Source organism: Klebsiella quasipneumoniae subsp. quasipneumoniae, from assembly GCF_020525925.1.
Classification (GTDB): Bacteria; Pseudomonadota; Gammaproteobacteria; order Enterobacterales; family Enterobacteriaceae; genus Klebsiella; species Klebsiella quasipneumoniae.
Genome location: NZ_CP084877.1, coordinates 30,207 through 56,459 on the forward strand (window position 1 = coordinate 30,207; position 26,253 = coordinate 56,459).

General features: G+C 53.6%; 25 protein-coding genes and 4 pseudogenes. 14 read left to right on the plus strand and 15 right to left on the minus strand.

Translation table 11 applies throughout. From position 1 onward, the window contains the following. Nucleotides 1-291: 291 nt before the first annotated feature. Nucleotides 292-1,301 (plus strand): annotated as a pseudogene (locus LGM20_RS25700) (zinc-binding alcohol dehydrogenase family protein). A 359-nt stretch (nt 1,302-1,660) separates the two neighbouring features. On the opposite strand, the pseudogene LGM20_RS25705 reads toward LGM20_RS25700, so the two are convergent. Then, a pseudogene (locus LGM20_RS25705) lies at nt 1,661-3,388 on the minus strand (Tn3 family transposase); the annotation flags it as partial. 158 nt (nt 3,389-3,546) lie between these two features. Here LGM20_RS25705 and LGM20_RS25710 point away from each other — a divergent pair. The 3 genes from LGM20_RS25710 to LGM20_RS25720 all read left to right on the plus strand — a co-directional run bounded on the left by LGM20_RS25710 (nt 3,547) and on the right by LGM20_RS25720 (nt 5,822). Then, nucleotides 3,547-4,125, plus strand: coding sequence for a recombinase family protein (locus LGM20_RS25710; RefSeq protein WP_004206571.1), 579 nt, complete (start codon nt 3,547-3,549; stop codon nt 4,123-4,125). A gap of 175 nt (nt 4,126-4,300) precedes the next feature. After that, nucleotides 4,301-5,506, plus strand: coding sequence for a chromate efflux transporter (chrA, locus tag LGM20_RS25715; RefSeq protein WP_004206572.1), 1,206 nt, complete (start codon nt 4,301-4,303; stop codon nt 5,504-5,506). 10 nt (nt 5,507-5,516) lie between these two features. Beyond that, a complete protein-coding gene (locus LGM20_RS25720) occupies nt 5,517-5,822 on the plus strand; it encodes a PadR family transcriptional regulator (protein WP_004206574.1) in 306 nt (101 codons plus the stop codon). A 128-nt stretch (nt 5,823-5,950) separates the two neighbouring features. Here the strand turns inward: LGM20_RS25720 and arsH are convergent, their stop codons facing one another. Next, nucleotides 5,951-6,649 (minus strand): arsenical resistance protein ArsH, encoded by a 699-nt coding sequence (gene arsH, locus LGM20_RS25725; protein WP_016151343.1) that lies wholly within the window; start codon nt 6,647-6,649, stop codon nt 5,951-5,953. An 85-nt stretch (nt 6,650-6,734) separates the two neighbouring features. On the opposite strand from arsH, the gene LGM20_RS25730 reads away from it, so the two are divergent. From LGM20_RS25730 to LGM20_RS25745, 4 genes are all read left to right on the plus strand, one after another. Further along, nucleotides 6,735-7,055, plus strand: coding sequence for a transcriptional regulator (locus tag LGM20_RS25730; protein WP_004206577.1), 321 nt, complete (start codon nt 6,735-6,737; stop codon nt 7,053-7,055). Between the two features lie 44 nt (nt 7,056-7,099). Then, on the plus strand, nt 7,100-8,389 hold the full coding sequence (locus LGM20_RS25735; protein ID WP_004206579.1) for an arsenic transporter: 1,290 nt from the start codon (nt 7,100-7,102) through the stop codon (nt 8,387-8,389). Between the two features lie 12 nt (nt 8,390-8,401). Then, the gene (arsC, locus tag LGM20_RS25740; protein ID WP_023316432.1) at nt 8,402-8,827 is read left to right on the plus strand and encodes a glutaredoxin-dependent arsenate reductase; all 426 of its coding nucleotides are present in this window, start codon (nt 8,402-8,404) and stop codon (nt 8,825-8,827) included. A gap of 113 nt (nt 8,828-8,940) precedes the next feature. Then, nucleotides 8,941-9,219 (plus strand): EAL domain-containing protein, encoded by a 279-nt coding sequence (locus LGM20_RS25745; RefSeq protein ID WP_004118253.1) that lies wholly within the window; start codon nt 8,941-8,943, stop codon nt 9,217-9,219. Nucleotides 9,220-9,241: 22 nt separating this feature from the next. Here the strand turns inward: LGM20_RS25745 and LGM20_RS25750 are convergent. From LGM20_RS25750 to LGM20_RS25800, 10 genes and pseudogenes are all read right to left on the minus strand, one after another. Continuing rightward, nucleotides 9,242-9,500 (minus strand): annotated as a pseudogene (locus LGM20_RS25750) (IS66 family transposase); the annotation flags it as partial. A gap of 49 nt (nt 9,501-9,549) precedes the next feature. Next, nucleotides 9,550-9,843, minus strand: coding sequence for an IS66 family insertion sequence element accessory protein TnpB (gene tnpB / locus LGM20_RS25755; protein ID WP_004206581.1), 294 nt, complete (start codon nt 9,841-9,843; stop codon nt 9,550-9,552). Nucleotides 9,844-9,941: 98 nt separating this feature from the next. Further along, entirely contained in the window at nt 9,942-10,709 is a 768-nt protein-coding gene (gene fecE, locus LGM20_RS25760) for a Fe(3+) dicitrate ABC transporter ATP-binding protein FecE (protein WP_023307493.1), read from the minus strand. Continuing rightward, the gene (fecD, locus tag LGM20_RS25765; RefSeq protein WP_023307494.1) at nt 10,710-11,666 is read right to left on the minus strand and encodes a Fe(3+) dicitrate ABC transporter permease subunit FecD; all 957 of its coding nucleotides are present in this window, start codon (nt 11,664-11,666) and stop codon (nt 10,710-10,712) included. After that, nucleotides 11,663-12,661 (minus strand): iron-dicitrate ABC transporter permease FecC, encoded by a 999-nt coding sequence (gene fecC / locus LGM20_RS25770; protein ID WP_004118243.1) that lies wholly within the window; start codon nt 12,659-12,661, stop codon nt 11,663-11,665. The genes fecD and fecC overlap by 4 nt, the downstream gene beginning before the upstream one ends. Next, nucleotides 12,658-13,560 carry a Fe(3+) dicitrate ABC transporter substrate-binding protein FecB gene (gene fecB, locus LGM20_RS25775; protein ID WP_004206584.1) on the minus strand — a complete coding sequence of 301 codons (903 nt, stop codon included), beginning with the start codon at nt 13,558-13,560 and terminating at the stop codon, nt 12,658-12,660. Before fecB ends, fecC begins: the two co-directional genes overlap by 4 nt. Before the next feature lie 44 nt (nt 13,561-13,604). After that, entirely contained in the window at nt 13,605-15,929 is a 2,325-nt protein-coding gene (fecA, locus tag LGM20_RS25780; RefSeq protein ID WP_004206585.1) for a TonB-dependent Fe(3+) dicitrate receptor FecA, read from the minus strand. Between the two features lie 86 nt (nt 15,930-16,015). After that, nucleotides 16,016-16,969: a ferric citrate uptake sigma factor regulator FecR gene (gene fecR / locus LGM20_RS25785; RefSeq protein WP_004206586.1), complete on the minus strand. Its 954-nt coding sequence runs from the start codon at nt 16,967-16,969 to the stop codon at nt 16,016-16,018. Next, nucleotides 16,966-17,487, minus strand: a complete 522-nt coding sequence (fecI, locus tag LGM20_RS25790) for an RNA polymerase sigma factor FecI (RefSeq protein WP_004206587.1) — start codon at nt 17,485-17,487, stop codon at nt 16,966-16,968. The genes fecR and fecI overlap by 4 nt, the downstream gene beginning before the upstream one ends. 340 nt (nt 17,488-17,827) lie before the next feature. Then, nucleotides 17,828-18,532 (minus strand): IS6-like element IS26 family transposase, encoded by a 705-nt coding sequence (locus LGM20_RS25800; RefSeq protein ID WP_001067855.1) that lies wholly within the window; start codon nt 18,530-18,532, stop codon nt 17,828-17,830. A gap of 150 nt (nt 18,533-18,682) precedes the next feature. On the opposite strand from LGM20_RS25800, the gene LGM20_RS25805 reads away from it, so the two are divergent. The 6 genes and pseudogenes from LGM20_RS25805 to LGM20_RS25830 form a co-directional block, all read left to right on the plus strand. Next, on the plus strand, nt 18,683-18,949 hold the full coding sequence (locus LGM20_RS25805; RefSeq protein ID WP_003026799.1) for a type II toxin-antitoxin system TacA family antitoxin: 267 nt from the start codon (nt 18,683-18,685) through the stop codon (nt 18,947-18,949). Next, on the plus strand, nt 18,937-19,419 hold the full coding sequence (locus LGM20_RS25810; protein WP_004187044.1) for a GNAT family N-acetyltransferase: 483 nt from the start codon (nt 18,937-18,939) through the stop codon (nt 19,417-19,419). Before LGM20_RS25805 ends, LGM20_RS25810 begins: the two co-directional genes overlap by 13 nt. Nucleotides 19,420-19,625: 206 nt before the next feature. Continuing rightward, a complete protein-coding gene (locus LGM20_RS25815) occupies nt 19,626-20,972 on the plus strand; it encodes an ISNCY family transposase (protein ID WP_077253535.1) in 1,347 nt (448 codons plus the stop codon). 48 nt (nt 20,973-21,020) lie between these two features. Next, on the plus strand, nt 21,021-21,416 hold the full coding sequence (locus tag LGM20_RS25820; protein ID WP_004143398.1) for a helix-turn-helix domain-containing protein: 396 nt from the start codon (nt 21,021-21,023) through the stop codon (nt 21,414-21,416). 188 nt (nt 21,417-21,604) lie between these two features. Further along, the gene (locus tag LGM20_RS25825; protein ID WP_009653207.1) at nt 21,605-23,002 is read left to right on the plus strand and encodes an ISNCY family transposase; all 1,398 of its coding nucleotides are present in this window, start codon (nt 21,605-21,607) and stop codon (nt 23,000-23,002) included. Nucleotides 23,003-23,040: 38 nt separating this feature from the next. Beyond that, a pseudogene (locus tag LGM20_RS25830) lies at nt 23,041-23,214 on the plus strand (ISNCY family transposase); the annotation flags it as partial. A gap of 27 nt (nt 23,215-23,241) precedes the next feature. Here the strand turns inward: LGM20_RS25830 and LGM20_RS25835 are convergent. The 3 genes from LGM20_RS25835 to pgm all read right to left on the minus strand — a co-directional run bounded on the left by LGM20_RS25835 (nt 23,242) and on the right by pgm (nt 26,189). Beyond that, a complete protein-coding gene (locus LGM20_RS25835; protein WP_004197671.1) occupies nt 23,242-23,520 on the minus strand; it encodes a hypothetical protein in 279 nt (92 codons plus the stop codon). Between the two features lie 334 nt (nt 23,521-23,854). Continuing rightward, nucleotides 23,855-24,421, minus strand: coding sequence for a LuxR C-terminal-related transcriptional regulator (locus LGM20_RS25840; RefSeq protein WP_004197678.1), 567 nt, complete (start codon nt 24,419-24,421; stop codon nt 23,855-23,857). Nucleotides 24,422-24,545: 124 nt separating this feature from the next. Further along, nucleotides 24,546-26,189, minus strand: coding sequence for a phosphoglucomutase (alpha-D-glucose-1,6-bisphosphate-dependent) (gene pgm / locus LGM20_RS25845; RefSeq protein WP_004197675.1), 1,644 nt, complete (start codon nt 26,187-26,189; stop codon nt 24,546-24,548). Nucleotides 26,190-26,253 lie beyond the last annotated feature (64 nt).

The window sequence follows — 26,253 nt, forward strand, 5'->3', positions numbered from 1 at the left end:
GCCATTCGGAGGGGGCACGCCGAAGTGAGATTCAAAATGCCGACGTCAGTTCACAGGTGGGTAATGATACCAACGTGTTGATTTCGTATTTTCACTGACACCAGGATCATCCTGATGTTACAAGGATTGAATGACTACAGATTAAAATAGTCATCAACAGGTTGACAGCATTACCCAGCGCCCGCTTTCCGCGTATTTTTCGATTTGCACTGCCGGGGGCACTGGCGGGTATCGCGTTCCGCACACTTTTACATTTATTTATCTGGTGACTGACCTTTTTAAGGAGACAGAATGAAAGCCGTTGGTTTCTGGCAACCCGGGAAAGTACATCCGTTATTGAAGATTTGTCGCTTCCCCACCCATCCATGCCCAAGGGGCGTGATCTTTTGATCAGAGTCAGGGCGGTCGCGGTTAACCCACGGGACCTGAAAAGCCGGCGAAACATCAGTCCCTCTGCAGGCAATCCGGTAGTTATGGGATACGACGCTTCCGGTGTTGTTGAAGCAACCGGACCAGATGTGACGCTGTTCAGGCCAGGTGACCACGTTTTCTATGCCGGTGTGCTCGATCGCCAGGGAGCCAACGCAGAGTTTCAGCTGGTTGACGAACGCATTACGGGGATAAAGCCGGCAGCACTAAGTTTTGAAGCTGCAGCGTCGGTTCCTCTGACCGGTCTGACAGCCTGGGAAATGTTATTTGATCGTCTGCAGTTGTCAGTGAACGGAGATGCTGATCAGACCCTGTTGATGCTTGGCGGTGCGGGCGGAGTCCCTTGTATGGCTATACAGCTTGCCCGCACTCTGAGTCGGGTGAACATCATCGGGACTGCCTCCCGGCAGGAGAGTGTCAGAGCGGTTCGCGGGTTTGGTGCGCATTATGTCCTGGATCATTCATGTGCGCTTGCGCCACAGGTTGCCAGCCTTGCTGGACTCCCTCCCATTACCCGGATTTTCTCAACGTACACCACGCCATCTGCCTGGGAAAATATGGCCGAAATTATTGCCCCACAAGGCCGTATCGGACTCATCGACGACCCTGAACCACTGGATCTGCGTTTGATCAAATTTAAGAGCGTTTCTGTTCACTGGGAGGCAATGTTTACCCGCCCCATGCATGCTACTGCGGACATGTCTAAACAGCATGATATTCTTAACAAACTCTCATGCATGCTGGATTCCGGTAAGCTCAAACCTCCGTTGCTGGCAGAGTATGGCAGGCTGAATGCTAAAGCACTTCGCCGGGCTCATGAGGACATGGAAAATAAAAATGTGAACGGGAAAATTGTTTTTTCAGGGTTCTGATGAACAGGCCTGTCAGAGTAAAAAAAGATTCGGGTTCAGCACAATGCTGAATTCTGTCTGGCTATAGAGTAAGAATCGTACCGGAATTGAGCATTTACCCTCAGTACCTGCGGATGAAAAAGCAGTCTGCCCTGACATACTGAACAATCCCTTCTCATAAGATGCCTCTCTTTTGCTGTTTAAAGAGCTGAGCAGTCCGGGCGGAGACTGACCTCGTTCCGCTTTCCAAGCGACCCCCTTGTTGAAAGTGCGACAAAAGAGATAGGGCGAATGACTATACTTCGCTCATAGCTGCCCGCCATGCCAGCTCAAAAAACAGGCTTAACGTAGGATATTTTCCGTTTTCCAAGCGGCCCCCTTTTAGGGTGAGGGGGCATGCCATAAACCAGATCGCCAAAAGGGGATGCTGCTGAAGGGACACTGTTATCCAGCGGGGTAATTTTCACGCCTTTATCCGATATATCAACATCGGGTAAATCACCGGCCAGCGCCATCGCGTTAACTTCTTCCAGACGCGATGCAAGAAGCGTCAAACGGCTCTTGATGTATTCATGGCAATCGGCCGGAACAGCAAGGGGTAACTGGTTATCCCGGAGTGATTTTTCAAAATCGTCTGACGGGATCAGATAATCATCGAAATTCCTGTAGCGGCGTGACCCCTTTACCCAGGTGTCACCTGAACGTAAGGCTCCCTTCAGTTCATTCAGCACGCAAAATTCGTAATATTTTCGGTCAATGCCGGTGGGGGTGATCACAACCTTTCTCCAGCTTTCCGGGATGAACCCGATTGGCGCGGAAGGCGGTACTTTTCGGAGTTGTTTTCTATACATATCTCTGACGGTATCCAATGCGTCACTGAGCTGCATTGCGGCGGGTGCAGCCCTGAACTGCAACACGGACAGCATCCGGGGGGCGTATTTACGCAGCGTACTGTATTTTTCTGTGATCAGATGCAACGGGTCGAAGTTGTCCTTACGTGACAGGAACCGCGTCTCTTCCACGCTGTTGATGAATTCCTGCCAGGGAAGGACGTCTTCTATTGCGGCCCAGGGATCTTCCCCGGACTCTCTGGCGTTAAGTAATGCCTGTCCGACGGTAACGTATTGCTTCAGTTTACTCTGAATCAGCTTTCCCGTTTGCTGGAGCCGCTCGGCCTGAGTACGTTTTGCCCTGCTGAACAGACTACTCAGAATACGCTCGTGCAGATCAATAACTTCGTCAGTCAGGGTGGATCTGGCCTCCGATATGATACAAACCAGCGAGGCATAACGGCGAACATCCGTGAATCTTGCCAGATCCCGGCTACTCATTTTCCTGCCTTCGCGTGCGAGTTTCAGGAGTCGGTTCTGGTGAACGGAAAGTGCAATGCCGTCAGGGAGTGCCAGCGACTCAATCGCATTTAACCGGTCGATATGTTGCAGGACATTTTTACCATTAATTTTTCCCGGAGGCTGGAGCAGCCAGGCCAGCCGTGAAGGTTGCTCACCCTCAGATACCAACAGACGGTCCAGTGCCGCTTTATGCCCTGGTTCAAGCTGCGCGGTAAGCGCAGAAAAAACCGCCCTGTTGGCAAGTGTTGTTGCTTCGGCCAGGGTTCGTTCGATCACTTCAACAGAGGGGAAAATAACCTTATTATTGTGGAGCCAGGAGAGCATTTCCTCCGCAAGTAAAAAACCTCTGTCTGTCCGCATGGCGTGGGGATAAAGGTGGCGAATACAGGTTTTTTGCAGCGCCCGGTTAAAAGGGGATAATTCCAGGTAGCGGTAGAGTTCAGCCAGATGTTCCCAGCGGGTGACCTCTCTTGATGCATACTCGGCCCACAAATCAGACTGGACTTTCAAATGAGCCGCCAGCCTGAAGACAACACAGTCGTGAGGTGAAATACTTTTGTCGGGAGGAAACCCTGGTCCTCGCAAATAACAGAGTAAAACTGCAAAGCCCAGACGGTTAGCTGGCCTGCGGTGTTTATTAATGAGCGCGAGGTCATGTTCACTCAGAAAGCACCTGCGCGTCAGAAATACGTCATCATCTGGCACAATCAACAAGCGTTCTTTTTCTTCACTACTGAGTATTTGTCTCTGTGGCATAAATGCTTCCCCTGCACATAGTTCATTAAAGTTATCATTCGCACTGACCGAAACCGGTCGGTTTCGTACGCCTCGCAAACAATATGTCCGAAAGTCAGCGAAATTTGTTTCGTACATACGTTATAATTCGGACACCCTTTGCGTACGGAAAGTTTCCTATGTCACGAGTTTTTGCCTACTGTCGGGTCTCCACTCTGGAACAGAATACAGAAAATCAGCGCCATGAAATTGAAGCGGCGGGTTTTGCCATCAGACCCCAGCGGCTGATTGAGGAACATATAAGTGGTTCGGTTGCTGCCAGCGAAAGACCAGGGTTCATCCGGTTGCTTGATCGAATGGAAAGCGGTGACGTATTGATTGTCACCAAACTTGACCGACTCGGCCGTAATGCGATGGATATCCGAAAAACAGTTGAACAACTGGCTACTTTAGATATCCGTGTTCATTGTCTCGCTCTCGGAGGTGTGGATTTAACCAGCCCGGCCGGAAAAATGACTATGCAGGTGATTTCAGCTGTGGCTGAGTTTGAGAGGGATCTGCTGATTGAACGCACACATTCAGGGATTTCTCGGGCAAGATCAGCCGGGAAACGCTTCGGTCGTCCGCCCATCTTGAGCGAGGAGCAAAAAAAAATAGTGTCAGAGCGCCTTAATTCCGGGGCCAGTATCAGTGCGGTTGCCAGAGAATTTAATACCACCCGGCAAACCATACTCCGGGTAAAAGCAGGACAGCAATAATACTGAATGTGAATAAAGCCCATAACTGGCCAGGCAGTTGAAACTGTTCTTGAAGTAAACATCTGGAAAGCATGAAACATCATTCTATCCACAGGGAGCAGTGGCTATTATAATCGAATTTCGATAACGAAATTCGATTATAATAGCCACTAAAACCAGCAATCAGGATCTGACCATGAACGATACTGCCAGGAATGATCACAGCCCCTGGGCTGTCTTTCTGATTTTCTTCCGACTTGGCCTGACATCCTTCGGCGGCCCAATTGCCCATCTGGGTTACTTCCGCGATGAGTTTGTGACGCGACGGCAGTGGTTGACCGAGCGCAGCTATGCAGATTTGGTCGCTCTGTGCCAGTTCCTTCCGGGACCAGCAAGCAGTCAGGTTGGTATAGCGCTCGGGCTGTCCCGGGCCGGTTATACCGGGGCGCTAGCAGCATGGGCCGGCTTCACGCTACCGTCAGCAGTTGCACTGATCCTGTTTGCGCTGGGGATGACCAGTTACGGGGATGTGATGCCCTCTGGTGTATTGCATGGGCTGAAAGTGGTAGCCGTTGCGGTGGTCGCGCAAGCTGTATGGGGCATGGCCCGAAATCTTTGCCCGGATATACCGCGTATTACTGTCATGGCAGTGGCAACCTGCTTTGTGCTTCTTGTGCCATCGGCCTGGGGACAGGTGGGAGTAATCGTCACTGCGGCTGTCACTGGCATGTTACTGTTCAAACCTCAGCAGACGACGGTACATGATCCGCTGCCCGTTTCAATACGGCGTCGCGTCGGATTGTTCTGGCTCACGCTGTTCTTTGTGCTACTGACAGGGTTACCATTGCTGACGGCGATATTCCCAAATCCGACGCTGTTAATGGTAGAAACTTTCTACCGGACCGGATCACTGGTTTTTGGTGGCGGGCATGTCGTGCTGCCATTACTGCAGACTGAAGTCGTTCCTTCTGGCTGGGTCAGCACTGATACATTCCTGGCTGGCTACGGCGCTGCCCAGGCCGTTCCTGGACCGTTGTTCACTTTTGCAGCCTTTCTCGGGGCTTCGATGAACCAGGTGCCTTCTGGCTGGCTGGGTGGTCTGGTTTGTCTGCTGGCAATTTTCGCACCGTCCTTCCTTCTGATTGTGGGAGCATTGCCGTTCTGGGAAAGTCTGCGCCGCAATATCCGTACACAAGCAGCGTTGCAGGGTATTAATGCAGCCGTAGTTGGCCTTCTGCTGGCAGCTCTCTATCAACCAGTATGGACGAGCGCAGTTCTCGCTCCGCAAGATTTCGGCCTTGCCCTTGTGGCACTGGTCGCTCTGATGTTCTGGAAACTGCCGCCGTGGCTGGTCGTAGTGAGTTGCGGTGTTGCGGGTTGGTTGTTGAGTTTAGCACTGTGAGGTTCCGGGCGTGACCGACAAAGATCTTTACGGCGGGATGATCCGTTTGCACATCCTGCATCATGCAGCCAAAGAACCCGTCTTTGGTCTGGGCATCATTGAGGAATTGCGACACCACGGTTATCAACTCAGCCCGGGTACCCTGTATCCGATGCTGCACGGTATGGAAAAGAAGGGGTATCTCACCTCACGACATGTTCAGGCCGGTCGACGAAGTCGGCGAGTATATGAAATCACCGGACAAGGGCACATAGCGCTAACGGACGCCAGAAACAGGGTGAAAGAGCTGTTCGGTGAACTTGTTGAAGGCAAATGATATGCCTATGGTTTTAGTCCGGTCTGCCGTCTTCTGAAAACGACAGACACATGTAAGATTATCCGCTGCCTGGCAGAAGGAGACTTTGTGAAAACGCTCATGGTGTGTATTTATACGATCAGAAGGCGTTATATTTTTTCCTGATTGACGCGGTACGAAAGTTCCTGATGACTCTCTTTTCGTTCGCTGTAGCGATCTGCAAGGTAGCTGGTTTGTCCCCTGAGCAGCAACGTAATTTTAAACAACTCCTCTGCGACATCTACGATACGGTCGTACCATGAGGACGGCTTCATCCTTCCGTTCTCATCAAATTCCTGCCAGGCTTTCGCCACCGAGGACTGGTTGGGAATTGTGAACATCCGCATCCAGCGGCCCAGAATGCGCATCTGGTTCACGGCATTGAAGGACTGCGAACCGCCGCAAACCTGCATCACTGCAAGTGTCTTGCCCTGCGAAGGACGAACCGCGCCTTCACTCAACGGTATCCAGTCGATCTGCGCCTTCATCACCGCGCTCATAGCCCCGTGCCGTTCCGGCGAGCTCCACACCATCCCGTCACACCATCTGACCAGCCCGCGTAGCTCGGAGACTTTAGGGTGCGTATCCGGGGCATCATCCGGCAGGGGTAAACCGGAGGGGTTAAAGAATTTCACCTCCGCGCCCATCGCCGTCAGCAGGCGACCTGCTTCCTCCGCGGCAAAGCGACTGTAGGAGCGCTCCCTTACTGAGCCATACAGGATCAGAATCCGTGGGGGCTCCTGCAGGTGCAGACGTTCGGCAATATGTTGATCAAAACAGTCAGTATTCAGGGCTGGAAATTGTTCCATTTTTCTCCTCCGGAGAGAACAGGTGATTTTAAAGTTAATATATATGATCTAACATATGTGTATTCTAAAGGGAACGGAGTGAAAAATGCTACAACCTGTTCAGCTTTTCAAAATCCTGTCGGATGAAACACGGCTAGCCATCGTCATGCTTCTCCGTGAGTCCGGAGAATTGTGCGTCTGCGATATCTGCGTTGCCACCTCCGAATCGCAGCCCAAAATTTCGCGACATATGGCTATCCTTCGCGAGGCTGATCTGGTTCTTGACCGTCGGGAAGGCAAATGGATCCACTATCGTCTGTCACCCCATATTCCGGCGTGGGCAGCAGAGACAATCACGACGACCTGGCAGTGTCTGCGCGAGGATGTACGTGAATGGCTGGACAAATCAGCCTGCACCTCCTGCTGAGGCAGGAAAACATATTTACAAAATCATATATGATGGGGTCTGAGATGCTTTTGGCAGGGAGTATATTTTTACTGACGCTGGTACTGGTGATCTGGCAACCCAGAGGCCTGAGTATTGGCTGGAGCGCGAGTATCGGGGCTGTGCTGGCGCTGGGAACCGGTGTCATCCATATCGCTGATATTCCCGTTGTCTGGAATATCGTCTGGAACGCGACAGCGGCATTTATTGCGGTCATCATCATCAGCCTGCTGCTCGATGAGTCCGGCTTCTTTGAATGGGCCGCACTGCACGTCTCCCGCTGGGGTAACGGACGTGGCCGCCTGCTGTTCACCTGGATAGTCTTGCTCGGTGCCGCTGTTGCTGCTTTGTTCGCCAATGATGGCGCCGCGCTGATCCTGACGCCGATTGTGATTGCGATGCTGCTCGCACTGGGGTTCAGCCAGGGCACGACACTGGCCTTTGTCATGGCTGCAGGATTTATTGCAGATACGGCCAGCCTGCCACTCATTGTTTCTAACCTGGTGAATATCGTCTCGGCGGACTTCTTCGATCTGGGCTTTACGCAGTACGCCTCCGTTATGATCCCCGTGGATGCGGCAGCGATTGCGGCCACGCTGATCATGCTGCATCTCTTCTTCCGCAGGGATATTCCGGCAACGTATGACGTTTCGCTGCTGAAGACGCCTGCCAGTGTGATAAAGGATGCGGCAACGTTCAGGGCGGGCTGGATCGTCCTGTTATTGCTGCTTGTCGGTTTCTTCGTTCTGGAGCCGCTGGGGATCCCTGTCAGCGCGATAGCAGCTGCTGGCGCAGCAGTACTGTTTATCGTGGCGAAAAGAGGTCATGGCATCAACACAGGGAAAGTCCTGCTCAGTGCGCCATGGCAGATCGTGATTTTTTCGCTGGGCATGTACCTGGTGGTCTATGGCCTGCGCAATGCCGGGCTCACGGAGTATCTGTCTGGTGTACTGAACCTGCTGGCAGAAAAGGGGTTATGGGCAGCAACGTTCGGCACCGGCTTCCTGACCGCGTTCCTGTCGTCGGTGATGAACAATATGCCGACGGTGCTGATTGGCGCGCTGTCGATTGACGGGAGTACGGCGACTGGCGTCGTCAAAGAGGCAATGATTTATGCCAACGTGATTGGCTGCGATTTAGGCCCGAAAATCACCCCGATTGGCAGTCTGGCAACCCTGCTTTGGCTGCATGTGCTTGCCCAGAAAAATATAACGATCACCTGGGGTTATTACTTCCGCACGGGCATTATCATGACTCTGCCCGTGCTGTTTGTCACTCTGGCCGCGCTGGCGTTGCGGCTTTCCATCACTTTGTAATGAGATAAAGATATGAGCAACATTACCATCTATCACAACCCGGCCTGCGGCACTTCACGCAACACGCTGGAGATGATCCGTAACAGCGGTAACGAACCGACCATTATTTATTATCTCGATACGCCACCGACCCGTGATGAGCTGATTAAACTTATTTCAGATATGGGAATTACGGTGCGTGCATTGCTGCGTAAGAATGTTGAGCCTTATGAACACCTGGGCCTTGATGAAGAGAAATTCAGTGATGAGCAGTTGATTGATTTTATGCTTCAACATCCGATCCTGATTAATCGGCCGGTAGTCGTTACGCCGCTTGGCACTCGTCTTTGCCGCCCTTCAGAAATAGTGCTGGATATTCTACCTGAAGGTCAGAAAGGAGCGTTTACCAAAGAGGACGGCGAAAAGGTCATTGACGAAACGGGGAAGCGGGTTAAGTAACCTGTTTTTTTCGTCTCATTTTTATCGTATTCGGGTGTCTGTCTGTACCATGCAGACGCTCGCTTTTTGTAATGCCAGCTAAAGAAACAGGCTTAACGTAGGATATTTTCCGTTTGCCAAGCGGCCCCCATATTGAATGGCTGACGGTACTGGATTTCGATGAGATAAAAATAGACCGTATTTTTATTGCCAATATTGATGACCCGGTGAAGCGAGCGCTACTTGTTTCTGTGGTGAAAGGGTTACGTGGTACTGGCAAACCACTGGTGTTTGTAGGGGTGGAAACGCCAGGACAGTTTGAATTCGTCCGTTCTCTTGGCCTCGGTTACCTAGTTCAGGGCTGGTATACTGGAAAACCCGAAACAATATCTGCGATGAATATTCAGGGTTAAAACGATACGGGGCCCGGCCCGTATCGGCAACCCGACCCGTCAGCGTATCGCTTTCTGTCTGAAGCCGGTTCAGGTCGGCTTCTATCTGCGCGATGCGGCGGGAGATTTATTCAGAACGACTGCCGAAGTTCATCCGGCGAAGCTTATCCAGCTGCGCCTGCAGATGGTCTATTCCGTGCTCCCGGTCGGCCTGCTTTTCCAGCAGGGCGCGGTTCAGCGCTTCCTGTTCGGAAAGGCGCTGTTTCAGCAGAAGGATGTCGTCAGGGGGAGGTGTTGTTCATAAGCCCGCATTTTACCAGGCTTATTCAACGACAACCAGGATAAAGAGGCCTACAACATGGTCAGGGACGTAAGCAGTCTTTTAGGCTGCCGCCAGTCGATGCCTTCCAGAAGCATTGCCAGCTGCGCCGGGATCAGGAACACTTTGCCATCGCGGGCAGAGGGCCAGGCGAAGCGGCCGCGTTCCAGCCGTTTGGTCAGCAGGCACAGCCCGTCGCCGGTGGACCACAGCAGTTTGACCTTACTGCCGCTGCGGCCCCGGAAGATGAAGACATGGCCGGACATCGGGTCATCTTTCAGCATCGTCTGCACCTTTGCGGCGAGACCATTGAAGCCGTTGCGCATGTCGGTGATACCGGCAACCAGCCAGATTTTGGTCCCTGTTGGCAGGTGGTTATCACTTCCTTTATCTGTCCTGTGATGATCCTTATGACTTCGCCAGACTACTTCACCACACACATGGGTCTGCCAGATACCGGTTCGGGATGGATTTCCGCTTCTACGCTGAACACCGTCTTTAGAAGCTCTGGTTTCATCACTGCTTCCGGAGCACCTTGCGCCATCACGCGACCGCTTGCCAGTACCACCAGATGATCGCAATAGCGGCTGGCCTGATTCAGATCGTGGAGTACCGTCACTACGGTTTTCCCCTGCCTTTTGAGTTCAACCATCAGGCGCATCAGTTCAACCTGATGATTGATATCGAGGTAGGTCGTAGGCTCATCAAGAAGAATGAGTGGGGTATCCTGCACCAGCACCATCGCCAGAAACGCACGCTGGCGCTGGCCGCCGGAAAGCTGGGTTAACCTGCGGTCAGCCAGATTGCGCGTCCGGGTCTGACTCATTGCCACGTTGACCCGCTCGTTGTCTTCCGCGGAGAGTCGCCCCCACAACGACAGCCACGGGCTGCGGCCGTAGGAAACCAGTTCCCGTACAGTGATCCCCTCGGGGGATAAATGGTGTTGCGGCAGTAAAGCCAGGCGGCGAGCCAGCTGGCGGGCGGAAAAACCGGCTATGGGTTTTTCATCAAGCAATATCTCGCCAGAGTCTGGTGTTAACAGGCGAGAAAAACAGTTCAACAGCGTCGATTTCCCGCAACCGTTAGGGCCGAGCAGGGCCGTGATTTTTCCGGCAGGCAGGGCGAGAGAAAGTCCATCCAGCACGGTTTGTGCGCCATAGCTGACGGTCAGATTTTCAGTACGTAATCTCATTTATCGCATTCTCACAAGCAGCGAGACAAACCACGGTGCGCCGATAATGGCGGTCAGCACGCCTGCCGGAAGCTCCAGCGGCGGATGAATGATTCGTGCCAGCAGATCGGCAATGACCAGCAACAACGCGCCCGTCAGGGCCGAAACGGGCATCAGCCAGCGGTGACGCCCGCCGGCGATCCTGCGCACCATGTGCGGCACGACGAGACCAATAAAACTTATCGGGCCACAGACGGCCACGCCGGTTGCTGTCATCGCGACAGCCAGCATCAGCCCCTGGAACCGGGTGCGCTGAACCGACACGCCGAGCGTGGCTGCTCGTGCATCGCCCAGCGCCAGCAGGTCGAGATCGCGACAAAAGCGCAGGCTCAGCGGCAAAAACAGAATGAGCAACGGCACGGTAATCTTCACAAAGTGCCAGTCGCGCCCCCATAAGCTACCCGTCAGCCACAGCAGGGCACTGTTTACATCCTGCGGGTGCAGGAGCATCAGGTAATCCGTCAGGCTCGCCCAGCAGGCGGAAAGCGCCACGCCGGTGAGCGCCAGCTTCATCGGCTGGTGGGTCTTTGCCAGCATCTTCAGCAAGATCAACCCCGCCATACCGCCCGCAAAGGCCAGTAGCGGCAGCACCATCACGGATAGTGATGGCATAAGAAGCAGTGCTCCCACAGAGGCAAGGCTGGCGGCATGGTTAATGCCGAGAATATCCGGTGATGCAAGCGGGTTACGCACAATCCCCTGTACCAGCACGCCCGCCACGGCGAGGGCTGCACCGACAAACAGTGCCAGCAGCAAGCGCGGCAGTCGGTACTCCATCAATACATAATAATGCTCGCGTCCGTCCTGCCAGTCGGTCAGCAGCGCGCGCCACGGCACGGGGATCACCCCCATATGGAGTGATAACAGCGCACAGCCTGCCAGGGCAAGGGTGATGAAAATGACCAGCGCAATTTTCATCCTCGCCTCCTCACCAGCCAGACAAAGCAAGGACTGCCAATCAGCGCCAGCACTGCGCCTGCGGGCAGATCGCCGGGGAAGGCCAGCGCGCGTGCGAGTACATCTGCCATCAGCATCAGCGTGGCCCCCAGCAGCATGCTCACCGGCAGTACGTTGCGCTGATCGAAGCCTGCCCAGAAGCGCGCCAGATGTGGCACCAGCAGGCCGATAAACGCCACCGGACCTGCCACACTGACGCACGCGCCAACCAGAAGCAGCACTAACATATTGATGATCAAACGTAGTCTCGGCAGGTTCACTCCCAGCGTATGGGCGGTACTGTCGCTGACGTTGAGCAGGTTCAGTTGATTCGCCAGCAGCAACACGACAGGGACTGCAGTGACCACCACCGGCAAGAGCTGCCAGACATCCTGCCAGTGGGCGTGGGACACTCCGCCTGCCAGCCAGTAAAAGATGCCGTAAGCATGATCTTCGGCCAGCAGTAGGGTGATGCGGGTCAGGGCCATACAAAAGGCCGACAGCGCGATACCCGCGAGGATCAGTTTGTTTCTGTCCTGGGTATGACGAAACCCGCCTCCTGCGGTCATGACCAGCAGCCAGCTCACGCCGCCCCCGCATGCCGCGATGAACGACAGGGAATAGCCTGCAACCGGCGTCGGACTCAGCGCGCTGGTAAGCGCCATAGCCAGCGCCGCGCCGCTGTTAATGCCGAGCAGTGAAGGAGAGGCCATTGGGTTGTGGGTCAGGGTTTGCAGCAGCGTGCCCGCGAGCGCCAGGCTTGCGCCGATCAGAACGGCGACCAGGCTTCGCGGCAAACGAAGGTTTTGCACCAGCGCTTCTGGTAGCGTTGGCGTGTGTCCAGGCAGCAGGGCGCGGATTGCGTCTGCTCCGGAAACAGGAATGGCCGAGTAGCAAAACAGACTCAGCCAGAAAATAATAATAAGTACTGCAACGGGAAGCCCCCACAGCAGCACCGGGTGTTTTAGCGCGGTCATTTCACATCGGTAAGCGGCTGATGGTGGAAGATTTTTACCGTGTCAGCGGCAATACGCTCTGCGGCAAAAATACCGCGCATCCGCGCCCAGGCGTTACTGTCGACTGAAGCAACCTGCTGCTTCTGCGCGGCGGTTAATATCTGCCAGAGCGGATCTTGTTGCCAGCGTTTAACAATGCTCTCTTCGCGATAGTGGGCAACCAGCAGCCAGGCAGGATTGACCGCCAGCAGTTGCTCCAGGCCGATGGACGGCATGGACGCGCCCGCCATCACAGCGGGAACGTTCAGCCCCAGAGAAGCCAGCACGCTGCCGGTCCAGGTCTCCTGGGTATGCAGGTTGAATAGCTGTTCGCGTGATGTGCCAAAGGCCACGCGTGTCCCTGTGGGAAGCTGGCTGGCCCACTGCGCCATCTTCTCTTTATGTTGTTCCAGACGCGCCTGCATCTTTCGTTTTTTACCTACCACTTCGCCGATGATAGCCGCTGAGTGCAAATTTTCAGCGTAGGTTTCGTTGCGGGACTTAAGCAGCAGTACCGGCGCGATTTGCTGCAAGGCGGTGTAAATCCCCGCATGGCGACTGCTGTCGGCAATGATCAGGTCTGGTTTCAGGGCAGCAATGGCTTCCAGGCTCGGCTGCGCGCGCGTTCCGACGGACTGCCACGGTTTCAGGTGCGCACGCACTTCGGGCAGGATGCGTTTTGCATCGTTATCGTCGGCAATACCGATCGGGCTGACGTCCACGGCGGCCAGCGCATCGGCGAACGAGAGTTCCAGCACCACAATCCGTTGTGGCGTTTTATCGAGTGTAAACGTGCCGTGTTCGTCCTGAACCGTGGCGGCAAAGGCGTGGCCGATCACCAGCAGCAGGCCTGCAAAAAGAAAACGGATAAATGCCAACATAGTCACATTCCAGCTAAAAGCCCGGCAAGCCGGGCGTTAACACATCAGAACTTCAACGACCCCTGCATATACAGCGTGCGCGGCTGGCCTGCGTAGATGCCTTTGTTGTTGTCGTCATAAGAGCGGATGAAGTAGTCCTGGTCGAAGATGTTTTTCACACCGAACGCCAGGTTCAGATCTGCCATCTGCGGGCCAAAGTCATACGCCACGCGTGCGCCCCAGAGCATGAAGCCGGGAATGCGGCCGGTACTTCCGTCGGCGCTCTCTTTCACCGTATTGGCGTTATCCGCAAACTGGCTGGACTGGAAATCGCTGTTCAGATTGAACGTCCAGTTGCCCGGCTTGTAGTCCACGCCCAGCGTGCCTTTATGTTTCGGGGAGAATGGCACCTGATTGCCATAGGTGTCGCCTTTCTCGCGGATTTCCGCGTTCACATACGCATAGCTGGCGTAGACGGAAACGTTATCAAGCGTTGGCGTTAGCGTACCCAGGTCGTAACGTGCCTGCGTTTCCAGCCCGGTATGGCGCGTTTTGCCACGTGCAGTGACGGTGTCGTTGGTCTGGTTGGAGTCGTACTGATTGTTAAAGTTAATTAGGAACAGCCCCATTTCCGCCGTCAGCGCGCCGTCGTCGTAGCGGGTACCGAGTTCCCAGGTTCGCGCTTTTTCCGGTTCCACATTGCCGCTTTGCACAGCCTTGCCAATCTGGCTGTACTGTACGGTGCCGAACGAGCCTTCAGTGTTTGCATAAAGATTCCAGCTATCAGTCAGGTGATAGAGCACGTTCAACGCCGGAAGCGGTGCGTTATAGCTCACCTCTTCGTGCGTGCCTTTGATGGCGTTGTTCTGGTATGACTCGATATGTTCGAAACGCATACCCGGCGTGATGGTCCAGTTGCCGATGTCGATTTTGTCATCCAGATACCAGGCGTGCGCCTCGGTGCCGGAACGCGTGTCGCGGTCGTAAGGGCTTGAGCCGGACGGCAACTGCCCGCTGCTGGTGGCGGTGTAGTAACGCATTTCATGCGTTGATTCATTCACATAGCGATAGCCCACGCCCACTTCGTGCGCGTAAGGGCCGATCATAAAGCTCTGGCTGTAGCGTGGCTCAATACCGCGCACCCAGTAGTTACGCGGCGAGAGGGTGATGCGTTTGCCTTGCTCCAGGTAGCCGCTGCGCAGGGTTTGGGTGTAGAACCCCAGAATGTTGAATTTATGCTGGCTGTCCGGCTGGAACTGGTAGCCCAGGCTCGCCAGCTTGCGACGGCCCCAGAAGCGGTCATACGGGCGGGTGGATTGCCAGCGATCGGCGTCGTAATCCGCGCGGGACAGGCCGCCGGGCATGTCGGCTGCACCATCGTAATATTGCAGCAGGCTGTTGAAGGTGTGCACCTTATTCGGCGCATATTTGCTTTTCAGCATCAGGTCGTCGATGCGGGTGGCGCTGTGCTCGCGCCAGTCACTGCCGCGCGTGCCGGAGTAGAGCAGCGCGGTGCCAAAACCGTTGTCCGCTGTGCCGCCCACCATCAGGTTGTGCGTCTCTTTCGGGTTGTTTTGTGAAGAGGTTGGGCTGAGCTGACCTTCCACCCCCGCCTCGATACCAAAGTCCTGCGGAATGGCGCGGGTAACAAAGTTCACCACGCCGCCCACGCTCTGCGGTCCGTAACGCACCGCACCACCACCGCGCACCACGTCAATGGCATCCATGTTGCCGAGCGAAACGGGAGCCAGTGAAAGCTGCGGCTGACCGTAAGGGGCAAAGGGGACGGGGATGCCGTCCATCAGGACGGTCGAGCGGCTGGCGAGGCGTGGGTTCAGGCCCCGGATGCCAAAGTTCATCGCCAGGTCGTGGCTGCCGGTGCCGTTGTTTTCCGGCGCGCTGACGCCAGGGATGCGGTTAAGCACCTCACGCATGGTGGTTGCGCCGGTTTTGGCGAAATCCTCACGGCGGATCACGTCACGCGCGCCAGCATGTTCAAATACGTCGTTTTCACGCGCATCGCCCAGCCAGTCGCCGACCACGGTCAGGGCATCTTCTTTTGGCGCGGGCGCGGTCTCCAGCGTCCAGCTGTTATTTCCCAGCGGTTTTACCTGCAGTCCGCTGCCGTCCAGCAGCTGTTGCAGGCCGCTCTCGACGTCGTAATCTCCGTGCAGGCCGTTGCTCTGCTTGCCGCGCGTCAGGCTGGCGTCAACCGAGAGGGTAATTCCGCTGTGTGCGGCATACTGATTGAGCGCTTTGTCGAGCGATCCCGGTGCGATATCAACCTGTGCAGCAAAAGCGGAAAACGAGAGACCGGCCAGCGGCAGCAGGCTCAGGCGAATGGCGTTAACCAAAGGTGTTGTTTTACGAAAAACGCGTAACGGCGTCATACCTTCTCCATCATCATTTTTGTTGTGTTCAGCTATGAGTCGAACGAGAAGGGTAAAAAGGACAATCGAAATGAGAATTATTTTTCTTACAGCGGTGAAATGTTTATCCAGTACCGCGTAATAGACTGAATTTTAACGGGAAGCGTTTGAGCGATAACGTTCAGGATCGCATCGGTATTTTTCAGCGGGAACGTCCCGCTCAGGCGCAGCCCGGCAACGGCGGGATCGCAGCGCAGCACGCCGTTGCGGTAACGGCTTAGCGTGGCTATCACCTCACCCAGCGGTTTATCGCTGAAGCTCAGGATGCCCTTCGTCCAGCTTGTACTCTCGTCATCCAGCGGTTTCACTGCGCCAAACTCAGAGGCGCTGAACTGCAGGCTTTCACCAGCGTTCACGATGCGTTTTTGCGCGGGGGCACTGGCGAGAAGTACTTCCACGGCGTGCTGCTGCACGTCAAGCTGCGTGAAATTATCCTGCTGGCGGACGGTAAATTCTGTCCCTAAAGCGGTGAGTTGGCCCTGACGGGTCAGGACGCGGAAGGGGCGTTGCTGCGCATCTTTCGCGGTAGTAATGGCGATTTCACCGTACCAGAGCCGGACGGTGCGCTGATGCGCATCAAAACGCACATCCGCCGCGCTTTGGGTATTCAGCGTGAGCAGGGAGCCATCTTCCAGTTGCTGACGGCTGACTGCGCCTTTGGTGGTGCGGTAATCTGCCCGCAGACCTTCGCCGGTTTCCGACTGCCAGAGTTGCCAGCCTCCGCCAGCGCCGAGCAACAGCAGTAATCCTTTCATCACGTGACGGCGGGTGAGGCGGGTATCGTGCAGCGCCCGGCTGGCAACGTCGCCAGGCACACCGCCAAGCTGGTTGCGCAGGTTTTCAACCTGCTGCCAGGCCCACTGGTTATCCTGATCCTGTTCATACCACTGTTGCCAGCGCGCTTCCTGTTGTGGGCTGACGCGCTCGCCGCTTAGCACGGCATACCAGTGGGAAGCTGAACGCAGCGCCTGACGGCGGGAATCGGTTAACGAAGGATTCATAACCCATGCTCCAGACGAAACAGCAGGCAGTGCTCGACGGCTTTCGCCACGTATTTTTTCACGGAGCTGACGGAAACACCGAGTTTGTGCGCAATCTCGCTGTATGTCAGGCCATCCAGTTGCGAAAGCAGAAACGCTTCACGTGTTTTTCCGTTTAGCCCGTCCAGCATGCTGTCGACGAGTTGTAGGGTCTCGAGCTGGCTTTCGCGTTCCTCAGGTGAAGGCGCTACCCCCTCCGGCATAAGCGCCAGCATCTCCAGATACGCTTTTTCCAGCGCGTTTCGGCGAAACAGGTCCACCATCACGCGTTTGGCGATAGTGCACAGGAAAGAGCGAGGATCGCGGATCGCCGAGAGCGTTTCGCTGCTCATTACCCGCAAAAAAGTGTCCTGGGCAATGTCATCTGCATCAAAGGCAGACTGGAGTTTGCGCGTCAGCCAACTTTTCAACCAGCCGTGATGGGTGCCATAAAGCGACTCGAACGTTAAGGAAGCTGTGGTAGTGGCACGGTCAGACATGCGGAGTGCATCAAAAGTTAATTATCACGTAGCCATATTAATATGAGAATGGTTATCATTACAATTGGAAATAAAATTGTTTCCAATAAACATTTTTAAAATGTTGTTTTTCTAAGTGTTATAAGGTAGGTATAAAATGGGATGGATCCTATGCTTCTGGCATCTGTCGGTCAGAATGACATCATGATGTGGTCTGCTATTATTGACATCCTCCCCGCCCTTTAGGGCGGGGAGGATGTCAACTATGAGTGTTGCCTGAAATGTCGCCAGCCCCCGGTACAGCAGAAGGGCACTGTTGCAAAGTTAGCGATGAGGCAGCCTTTTGTCTTATTCAAAGGCCTTACATTTCAAAAACTCTGCTTACCAGGCGCATTTCGCCCAGGGGATCACCATAATAAAATGCTGAGGCCTGGCCTTTGCGTAGTGCACGCATCACCTCAATACCTTTGATGGTGGCGTAAGCCGTCTTCATGGATTTAAATCCCAGCGTGGCGCCGATTATCCGTTTCAGTTTGCCATGATCGCATTCAATCACGTTGTTCCGGTACTTAATCTGTCGGTGTTCAACGTCAGACGGGCACCGGCCTTCGCGTTTGAGCAGAGCAAGCGCGCGACCATAGGCGGGCGCTTTATCCGTGTTGATGAATCGCGGGATCTGCCACTTCTTCACGTTGTTGAGGATTTTACCCAGAAACCGGTATGCAGCTTTGCTGTTACGACGGGAGGAGAGATAAAAATCGACAGTGCGGCCCCGGCTGTCGACGGCCCGGTACAGATACGCCCAGCGGCCATTGACCTTCACGTAGGTTTCATCCATGTGCCACGGGCAAAGATCGGAAGGGTTACGCCAGTACCAGCGCAGCCGTTTTTCCATTTCAGGCGCATAACGCTGAACCCAGCGGTAAATCGTGGAGTGATCGACATTCACTCCGCGTTCAGCCAGCATCTCCTGCAGCTCACGGTAACTGATGCCGTATTTGCAGTACCAGCGTACGGCCCACAGAATGATGTCACGCTGAAAATGCCGGCCTTTGAATGGGTTCATGTGCAGCTCCATCAGCAAAAGGGGATGATAAGTTTATCACCACCGACTATTTGCAACAGTGCCTTGTTGGCACTTTGATGTGTATATCATTTGCTATACATTCGTGTTGTGTTATTCTTGTATATCAATTGCTATACAAGAGAGGTGTGTATGAAATCAGATGTTCAACTCAACCTAAGAGCTAAAGAGTCTCAGAGGGCACTCATCGATGCCGCTGCAGAAATCCTTCATAAATCGCGAACCGACTTCATTCTTGAGATGGCCTGCAAGGCTGCGGAGAACGTGATCCTTGATCGTCGTGTTTTCAATTTTAACGACGAACAGTATGCAGAGTTCATCGATATGCTCGATGCACCAGTCGAGGATGAGCCTGCCATTAATAAACTACTGGCAAGGAAACCTCAGTGGGATGTATAACTGCGCCCGAGCCGTTATCCAGCGCCCATCAACTGGCAGAGTTCGTCAGTGGGGAAACGGTACTCGATGAATGGTTAAAACAGAGAGGTTTAAAAAATCAAGCTCTTGGCGCTGCACGAACTTTCGTTGTTTGCAAGACGGGTACGAAGCAAGTAGCTGGTTTTTACTCTTTGGCCACCGGTAGCGTTAACCATACGGAAGCGACAGGCAGTCTTCGGCGTAACATGCCAGATCCTATACCGGTGATTATACTCGCTCGCCTGGCGGTAGATGTTTCATTGCACGGAAAAGGGGTTGGCGCCGATTTACTTCACGATGCGGTTCTACGCTGTTATCGCGTAGCTGAGAATATTGGCGTTCGTGCGATAATGGTTCACGCGCTTACTGAAGAAGCCAAAGGTTTCTATGCTCACCATGGATTTAAGGCATCGCAAACTTATGAGCGGACTCTGTTCCTTAAACTTCCATGACTAGTTACTGGAGTGGGGAGGTGACTGATACCGACATAATATATTGATTATCATATTATTTATTTCAATATTTAACATAATCTTTGTTATGCGTAGTGATTATGTCAGCACAAAGCGTTATTGTCGTCTCAGCACAATTCACACGCGTCGTGTACGCTAAGCCTTCATTTTGCTCAGCACAGGACCGCGATCTTATGTTGGTGACTATGACAGACAAAGAACTTTACCGGCTTGGCATCATTCAGCGAGTATTTGACCGGGCTTTGCTTCAGCGCGACGCAGCAGACATACTTAAGCTCAGTGTTCGTCAGGTGCAGCGTCTTGTGCGTCTGTACCGGACAGATGGCGCAACCGCATTTGCATCTTCCCGCCGTGGACGTCCTGCAAACAACCGGATCGATGAAGAAACACGCTGTAAAGCCCTGGATTTGATCCGGTGCCACTATTCAGATTTTGGCCCAACGCTCGCAACCGAAAAACTGGCTGAACGCCATCATATATATCTCTCCGTTGAAACCATCCGTAACTGGATGACAGCCGACGGTCTCTGGCGTCCTCATTCCCGCCGGCGAACCCGGGTTTACCAGCCGCGCTATCGTCGCGACTGTTTCGGCGAACTGGTTCAGATCGATGGCTCTCACCATGACTGGTTCGAAGGAAGAGCCCCAAAATGCTGTCTTCTGGTCTTCATGGATGACGCCACAGGTCGCCTGATGCACCTGCGATTCTGTGATTCAGAAAACGCGTTTGACTACATGATGGCTACCCGGCAATACATTGATAAACATGGTAAACCTGTCGCATTTTACAGCGACAAGCATGCGGTGTTCAGGGTCAGCGGACCCGAGAGCCGACGTACCGGCACAACCCAGTTCGGACGGGCTCTCCGGGAACTGGCGATCGAATTGATTTGTGCCAACAGCAGCCAGGCAAAAGGTCGCGTGGAACGGGTAAATAAAACGCTCCAGGATCGACTGATTAAAGAGATGCGCCTGCAGAACATCAGCTCGGTTGCTGAAGCCAATCAGTGGATTGAACATTTCATGTCTGATTTTAACCGTCGTTTCTCCCGGCCGGCAAAATACCCTAAAGATCTGCACCGTGCGGTCACACAGAGTCCACTGGAGCTGAATGATATCTTCGCCTGGCAGGAGCTACGGACCTTATCGAAAGCACTGACTTTTCAGTATGATAAAGTCATGTATATCATTGAACCCACCGAACAAAATACGCGCATAGCAGGTGAAAAAATTACCGTTTATGATTACCCTGACGGAAGCATTACTTTCCGGCATCAGCACCGGCCACTGGGTTATAAGATTTTCGATAAACTGACCTGCGTTGATCAGGGGGCGGTTGTTGATAACAAACGACTGGGTGCCGTTCTGAGGCTGGCACAGCAGAAACAGGACGAGCTGGAGGCTGAAGGAAAGCGAATGCGCAGTACAAAAATGCCCCGCAGGCGCGCTCAGGAGCGTGCACTGGAAGAGCTCAGGGCGATCAACCCGGTGCTGGCCAGTCCGCAGGATTTTATCCCCAGCCTGAAGCGATGAGCCCTTCCCTCACCTGTGGATCTGATATGGCCGACAGATGAGAGAAAAATGGACGACAACAAACCAGTGCTCCTGACACTTCACGAAGCGCTACGCCTGGATTTGATTGAAGCCTATATGGCGCGGGAAATCACGCTGGCAGAAGTGGCAGAGTCCATGGAGCTCACCCGTCGTCAGTGCTCCCGCCTGATTAAGCGCTATCGCGAGCTGGGGCCAGCCGGTCTGGTCAGCCGGCGCCGTGGAAAGCCCGGCAATCATCAGTTAAACACCACCATCAGAGATCAGGCACTGCAGCTTATTCGCTCACGCGGCCGGGGTATGAATCCGTCAGCCATCTGGCGAATTCTGACCACAGAATACGGTGTCCGGATTTCAAAAGAGACCGTACGTAAACTGATGATAGCCGAGAAAACCTGGCAACCACGTTCTTCCTCCAAAGCCTGACTCAACCTTAAAAAGGCATTGTCCAGACTCTCCACTGACGTCAGGTCAGCTTTGTTTTCAGCACGACATTTCAACATTGGCTAGACATACAGTGTAACAGCTAAATTGAGATGTCCGTCTCTGACCAAATAGACATGTCCGCGCTACAGTCTCGCCACCGCGATCGCTGCTTTCAAAGGATGAGACTCATGACGGCATACGGAACGGAGTTTTTCTCGATGAACGATGTAAACCGACTCAGGATCCTGCAGGACGTTATCGACCGGCGTCTTACCACGCGTCTTGCAGCAACCCGACTTGAGATCTCTGACAGGCACTGCCGCCGGCTACTCGAGCGCTATCGTGAACACGGACCGCTATCGCGGGTTAACCGCCGACGTGGTCAGCCTAGTAACCGACAGTTGATGCCTGGCCTCGCTGAGCGTGCGCTGCGCATCATTCGCGAACGTTACGCCGACTTTGGCCCGACATTGGCCTGCGAGAAGCTTGCTGAGATTCATGACCTTTATCTTGCTAAAGAGACTGTACGTAAGCTTATGACCCGGGATGGTTTATGGATCCCTCGTAAGTTACGGCCACCTCGTGTGCATCAGCCACGCCCACGTCGGGCCTGCACCGGCGAACTCATCCAGATTGATGGCAGTGAACATCGCTGGTTCGAGGACCGTGGTCCGGCCTGCACGCTGCTCGTTTACGTTGATGATGCAACAAGTCGGTTGATGCAGCTTCTGTTCGTCAGTTCGGAGTCCACGTTCACCTATTTTGAAGCCACCCGGGGATATCTGGAGCGCTACGGTAAGCCTCTGGCATTCTACAGCGACAAAGCCAGCGTCTTCAGGATCAACAACAAGCAGGCCACCGGCGGAGATGGCCAGACTCAGTTTGGTCGTGCCATGAACGAGCTGAATATCACTGGTATCTGTGCCAACACCAGTTCAGCCAAGGGGCGTGTTGAACGGGCTCATCTGACATTACAGGACCGCCTGGTCAAGGAACTGCGGCTCCGCGGTATCAGCACACCTGAGGCTGCAAACGCCTTTGCTGATGAGTTCATGGAAGATTACAACCGTCGGTTTGCAAAGCCGCCACGTCACGATTTTGACGTACATCGCCAGCTGGATAATGGCGAAAACCTGCAGGCGACATTCACCTGGCGCGAGCAGCGTAAGGTCTCGAAAAACCTGACATTACAGTATGATAAAAAGCTTTATCTGCTTGAAGATAATGAAGAAAACCGGCGTTTTCAGGGGAAGTACATCGAGGTATGGCAATACCCGGATGGTGACATTGAGCTCCGGGCCAGCGGCACTTCCCTGCCCTTTACCACTTACGACCGACTGGGAGAACTGGACCAGGGCGCCATCATCGACAACAAGCGTCTGGGACGTGCCCTGGAAATGATAAAGCTGGTTCAGGACAAACGGGACAACACCCGCTCACAGGCCCTGCCATCACTGGACGGCCAGACCTCACGCAGAAAGAAACAACCCGGCAAGAAATCACAACGAAGTCTGGACCATAACGACATGCTGGAAGCCCTGCAGCAACTTCAGACCCGGAGTAAAGACATCTTCGGCAAAGGCTGAAACATAACCTACATGCGGACATTTCAATTTAGATTGATGTTCAGGATAAACGCGATAACAACCGTTCACAGGCGATCCCTGCCGGTGATGGCTCTTTGCGGCGGCGCAGAAAACCAACAGAGAAATAATCGCAGCGCTCACTGAACGGCGACGACATGTTAGATGCGTTGAAGACATTGCAGTCACGTTCTGAGAAAAGTTCCAATGTTTAACGAGCGATTAAAAAATATATTAAATCATTATTCTCTCATTTCTCTGTTGCAATACTGACCTCCCAGGGCCTGTGTAATTCTGTCACCAAATAGTATCGTCAGACTACGATCATAGTAAATGGTTTCACCAGTGATAGATTCATGCTTTAATATTATCCCATAGCCATATCTTTCAAGCATATTCATACCCACCCTTGCCAAATTGTAAGAATAATTTATTCCCCAAATGGAACCATTTCTTCCTTCAAAAAACTCCGCTCTGTAATATCTTTTTAGAAATTCATAGTGTGCGTCTTCACTAAACATACCCCCTCCCGCTACAGAATTTACATAACAGTTTTTTATAATAAAAAGATGAAATGCATAAATATATATCCCGTTTTTCCTCTGCCGCCCACCATTCACAGATAGAGGATATAATCCTATATTATTTATTGTATGCTTAAATCATTTGATGACTATGGTTTCATATATTTTCATCATGTTAGCACCCATGATGTATGTTTATTTTTTCTGAAGCATACCAATAATCAAACCCCGTTCAACATAACAACATAAAATAATTTATAACAAATTTAGTTGAAACTTAATATATGAAATAGTGACTTTCCATAAGCAGATCATTAGTTTATAGGGCATCCTAACGATGCAGGCTCCTCCTGGCAAAACTGTCGATGATGAGATTTTTTTTGCGGTATATTCCACTTATTTTGGTGGTATTCAGTTTATGCAAAACAATACCGACAAAAGACTGAACCGTTTTTTTGGAGATCAGCAGGCTACGGGAAATTTCATCTATCGAATAACCATTTAAAATCATATTGATAACATGTGTTTCTCTTTTGGTAAATGACAACTTGTCCCTCTTCAGATTGATCCCCATTTTTTTAAACGCCTGCCTCATCATGAGATATTCATTACCGCTTAATTCAGTGTCAATGCATACCGCTTCACGCCCTGTCCCGCTCATTCCTGACGCCGGTTTTAATAAAAAGATAAGATTGACCGGTGAAATGTGTAGGTACTTGAGACGTTCGGCATCGCCGGTGTTCAGCTCTGACTCCACAATCACCACATCGCTGTTGCTGAAGGCAATATCGCTGACCCGTGAAAACACAACCCTGTTGACGGAGAGGCTGTTGTCGCTGAACATACATTTCAGACCTACAAGCATGAAATTATTATTGGTAATAACATAGATATTCATATAGTCCCCGCAGCAATACCTTTTGCGAAGCGTCCCGTTCCTTATGTTCTGACAAAGTGGTGCCTGTATTGGTGTCGCCGGGTAACTATGACGTACTCCGGCTCAGCGGAGTACGTCAACTGCTCTACTGGTGCGCCGCTAGCACGCTATTCACGATTTCCACCGCTTCTTTCTCGATCTGCTTGCGATGTGCTTCCCCGAGGAAGCTCTCGCAGTAGATCTTGTAAGCGTCTTCCGTACCTGACGGTCGGGCGGCGAACCAGCCGTTGTCGGTCATCACTTTCAGGCCACCAATCGATGCGCCGTTGCCCGGCGCGGCGGTCAGACGCGCAGTGATCGGGTCACCCGCCAGCTGACTGGCCCTGACCATTTCCGGCGACAGCTTCGACAGCACCGCTTTCTGTGCGGAAGTGGCCGAAGCCTGCAGCCGGTTATAGCTCGGCGCGCCGAAGCGGGCGGCCAGTTCGTCGTAGTGCTCCTGCGGGTTTTTACCGGTGACGGCGGTGATTTCCGCCGCCAGCAGGCACATGATGATCCCGTCTTTGTCGGTCGACCACGGCGTTCCGTCAAAACGCAGGAACGAGGCGCCCGCGCTCTCTTCTCCGCCGAAGCCGAAGCTGCCGTCGAACAGGCCGTCAACAAACCATTTAAAGCCCACCGGCACTTCAACCAGCCTGCGGCCGAGGTCGTTCACCACACGGTCGATCATCGCGGAAGAGACCAGCGTCTTGCCCACCGCCACATCCTGGCCCCACTGCGGGCGATGCTGGAACAGGTAGTTAATCGCCACCGCCAGATAGTGGTTCGGGTTCATCAGCCCTGCCGGCGTGACGATGCCGTGACGGTCATAATCTGGATCGTTAGCAAAAGCCAGGTCAAACTTATCGCGCAGCGCCAGCAGGCCCGCCATTGCGCACTCAGATGAGCAGTCCATGCGAATGGCGCCGTCTTTATCCAGATGCATAAAGCGGAAGGTTTGATCGACGTGATCGTTGACGATAGTCAGGTCGAGCTTGTAGTGCCCGGCAATACGTTTCCAGTATTCGATACCGGACCCGCCCAGCGGATCGATCCCGAGCTTGAGGCCGGCTTTCTGAATTGCCGCCATGTCGACGATATCCGCCAGCCCTTCGATAAACGGCTGTACCAGATCCTGCTTTTTAACATGACCGGATGCCAGTGCCGCATCGAGGGAGATGCGCCTGACGCCCTGCAGACCCGAGGCCAGCAGTTCGTTAGCGCGATTCTCTACCACTTTGGTGACGTTGGTATCCGCCGGGCCGCCGTTCGGCGGGTTGTACTTAATACCGCCATCTTCCGGCGGGTTATGAGACGGCGTGATCACGATGCCGTCTGCCAGCGGACCACCTTTTTTGTTGTGCACCAGGATGGCATTGGAAATGGCCGGCGTCGGGGTGAAACCGTTGTGTTCCTGCACGATAACATCAACGCCGTTGGCCGCCAGCACTTCCAGTACGGAAATAAAGGCCGGTTCGGAGAGCGCGTGGGTATCTTTACCCACGTAGCAGGGACCGGTAATCCCGTTCCTGGCGCGGTCTTCCGCAATCGCCTGCGCGATCGCCAGAATATGCTGCTCATTGAAGTTATGGCGCCCTGCACTGCCACGATGGCCAGAGGTACCAAACTTCACCGCATGCTCCGCGTTGCCCGCTTCCGGCCTCAGTACGTAGTACTGCGCGGTCAGCTGAGCGACGTTAATCAAATCACTCTGTTGTGCAGGCTCCCCTGCGCGTTTACTGTCCGTCATTTTTCTCTCCTGTCATATCCGTCAGGCTTATTTATGTGTTGCTGCCGGGTCGCTCATCGACGGG

Coding starts and splice junctions, on each gene's coding strand:
- pgm (WP_004197675.1), bottom strand. CDS start 26,189: ATGACGGACAGTAAACGCGCAGGGGAGCCTGCACAACAGAGTGATTTG.
- fecD (WP_023307494.1), bottom strand. CDS start 11,666: ATGAAAATTGCGCTGGTCATTTTCATCACCCTTGCCCTGGCAGGCTGT.
- LGM20_RS25735 (WP_004206579.1), top strand. CDS start 7,100: ATGCTTTTGGCAGGGAGTATATTTTTACTGACGCTGGTACTGGTGATC.
- fecA (WP_004206585.1), bottom strand. CDS start 15,929: ATGACGCCGTTACGCGTTTTTCGTAAAACAACACCTTTGGTTAACGCC.
- LGM20_RS25710 (WP_004206571.1), top strand. CDS start 3,547: ATGTCACGAGTTTTTGCCTACTGTCGGGTCTCCACTCTGGAACAGAAT.
- LGM20_RS25820 (WP_004143398.1), top strand. CDS start 21,021: ATGGACGACAACAAACCAGTGCTCCTGACACTTCACGAAGCGCTACGC.
- arsH (WP_016151343.1), bottom strand. CDS start 6,649: ATGGAACAATTTCCAGCCCTGAATACTGACTGTTTTGATCAACATATT.
- arsC (WP_023316432.1), top strand. CDS start 8,402: ATGAGCAACATTACCATCTATCACAACCCGGCCTGCGGCACTTCACGC.
- tnpB (WP_004206581.1), bottom strand. CDS start 9,843: ATGCGCAACGGCTTCAATGGTCTCGCCGCAAAGGTGCAGACGATGCTG.
- fecC (WP_004118243.1), bottom strand. CDS start 12,661: ATGACCGCGCTAAAACACCCGGTGCTGCTGTGGGGGCTTCCCGTTGCA.
- LGM20_RS25835 (WP_004197671.1), bottom strand. CDS start 23,520: ATGTTTAGTGAAGACGCACACTATGAATTTCTAAAAAGATATTACAGA.
- LGM20_RS25800 (WP_001067855.1), bottom strand. CDS start 18,532: ATGAACCCATTCAAAGGCCGGCATTTTCAGCGTGACATCATTCTGTGG.
- LGM20_RS25840 (WP_004197678.1), bottom strand. CDS start 24,421: ATGAATATCTATGTTATTACCAATAATAATTTCATGCTTGTAGGTCTG.
- chrA (WP_004206572.1), top strand. CDS start 4,301: ATGAACGATACTGCCAGGAATGATCACAGCCCCTGGGCTGTCTTTCTG.
- fecI (WP_004206587.1), bottom strand. CDS start 17,487: ATGTCTGACCGTGCCACTACCACAGCTTCCTTAACGTTCGAGTCGCTT.
- fecR (WP_004206586.1), bottom strand. CDS start 16,969: ATGAATCCTTCGTTAACCGATTCCCGCCGTCAGGCGCTGCGTTCAGCT.
- LGM20_RS25815 (WP_077253535.1), top strand. CDS start 19,626: ATGACAGACAAAGAACTTTACCGGCTTGGCATCATTCAGCGAGTATTT.
- fecE (WP_023307493.1), bottom strand. CDS start 10,709: ATGAGATTACGTACTGAAAATCTGACCGTCAGCTATGGCGCACAAACC.
- fecB (WP_004206584.1), bottom strand. CDS start 13,560: ATGTTGGCATTTATCCGTTTTCTTTTTGCAGGCCTGCTGCTGGTGATC.
- LGM20_RS25825 (WP_009653207.1), top strand. CDS start 21,605: ATGACGGCATACGGAACGGAGTTTTTCTCGATGAACGATGTAAACCGA.
- LGM20_RS25805 (WP_003026799.1), top strand. CDS start 18,683: ATGAAATCAGATGTTCAACTCAACCTAAGAGCTAAAGAGTCTCAGAGG.
- LGM20_RS25730 (WP_004206577.1), top strand. CDS start 6,735: ATGCTACAACCTGTTCAGCTTTTCAAAATCCTGTCGGATGAAACACGG.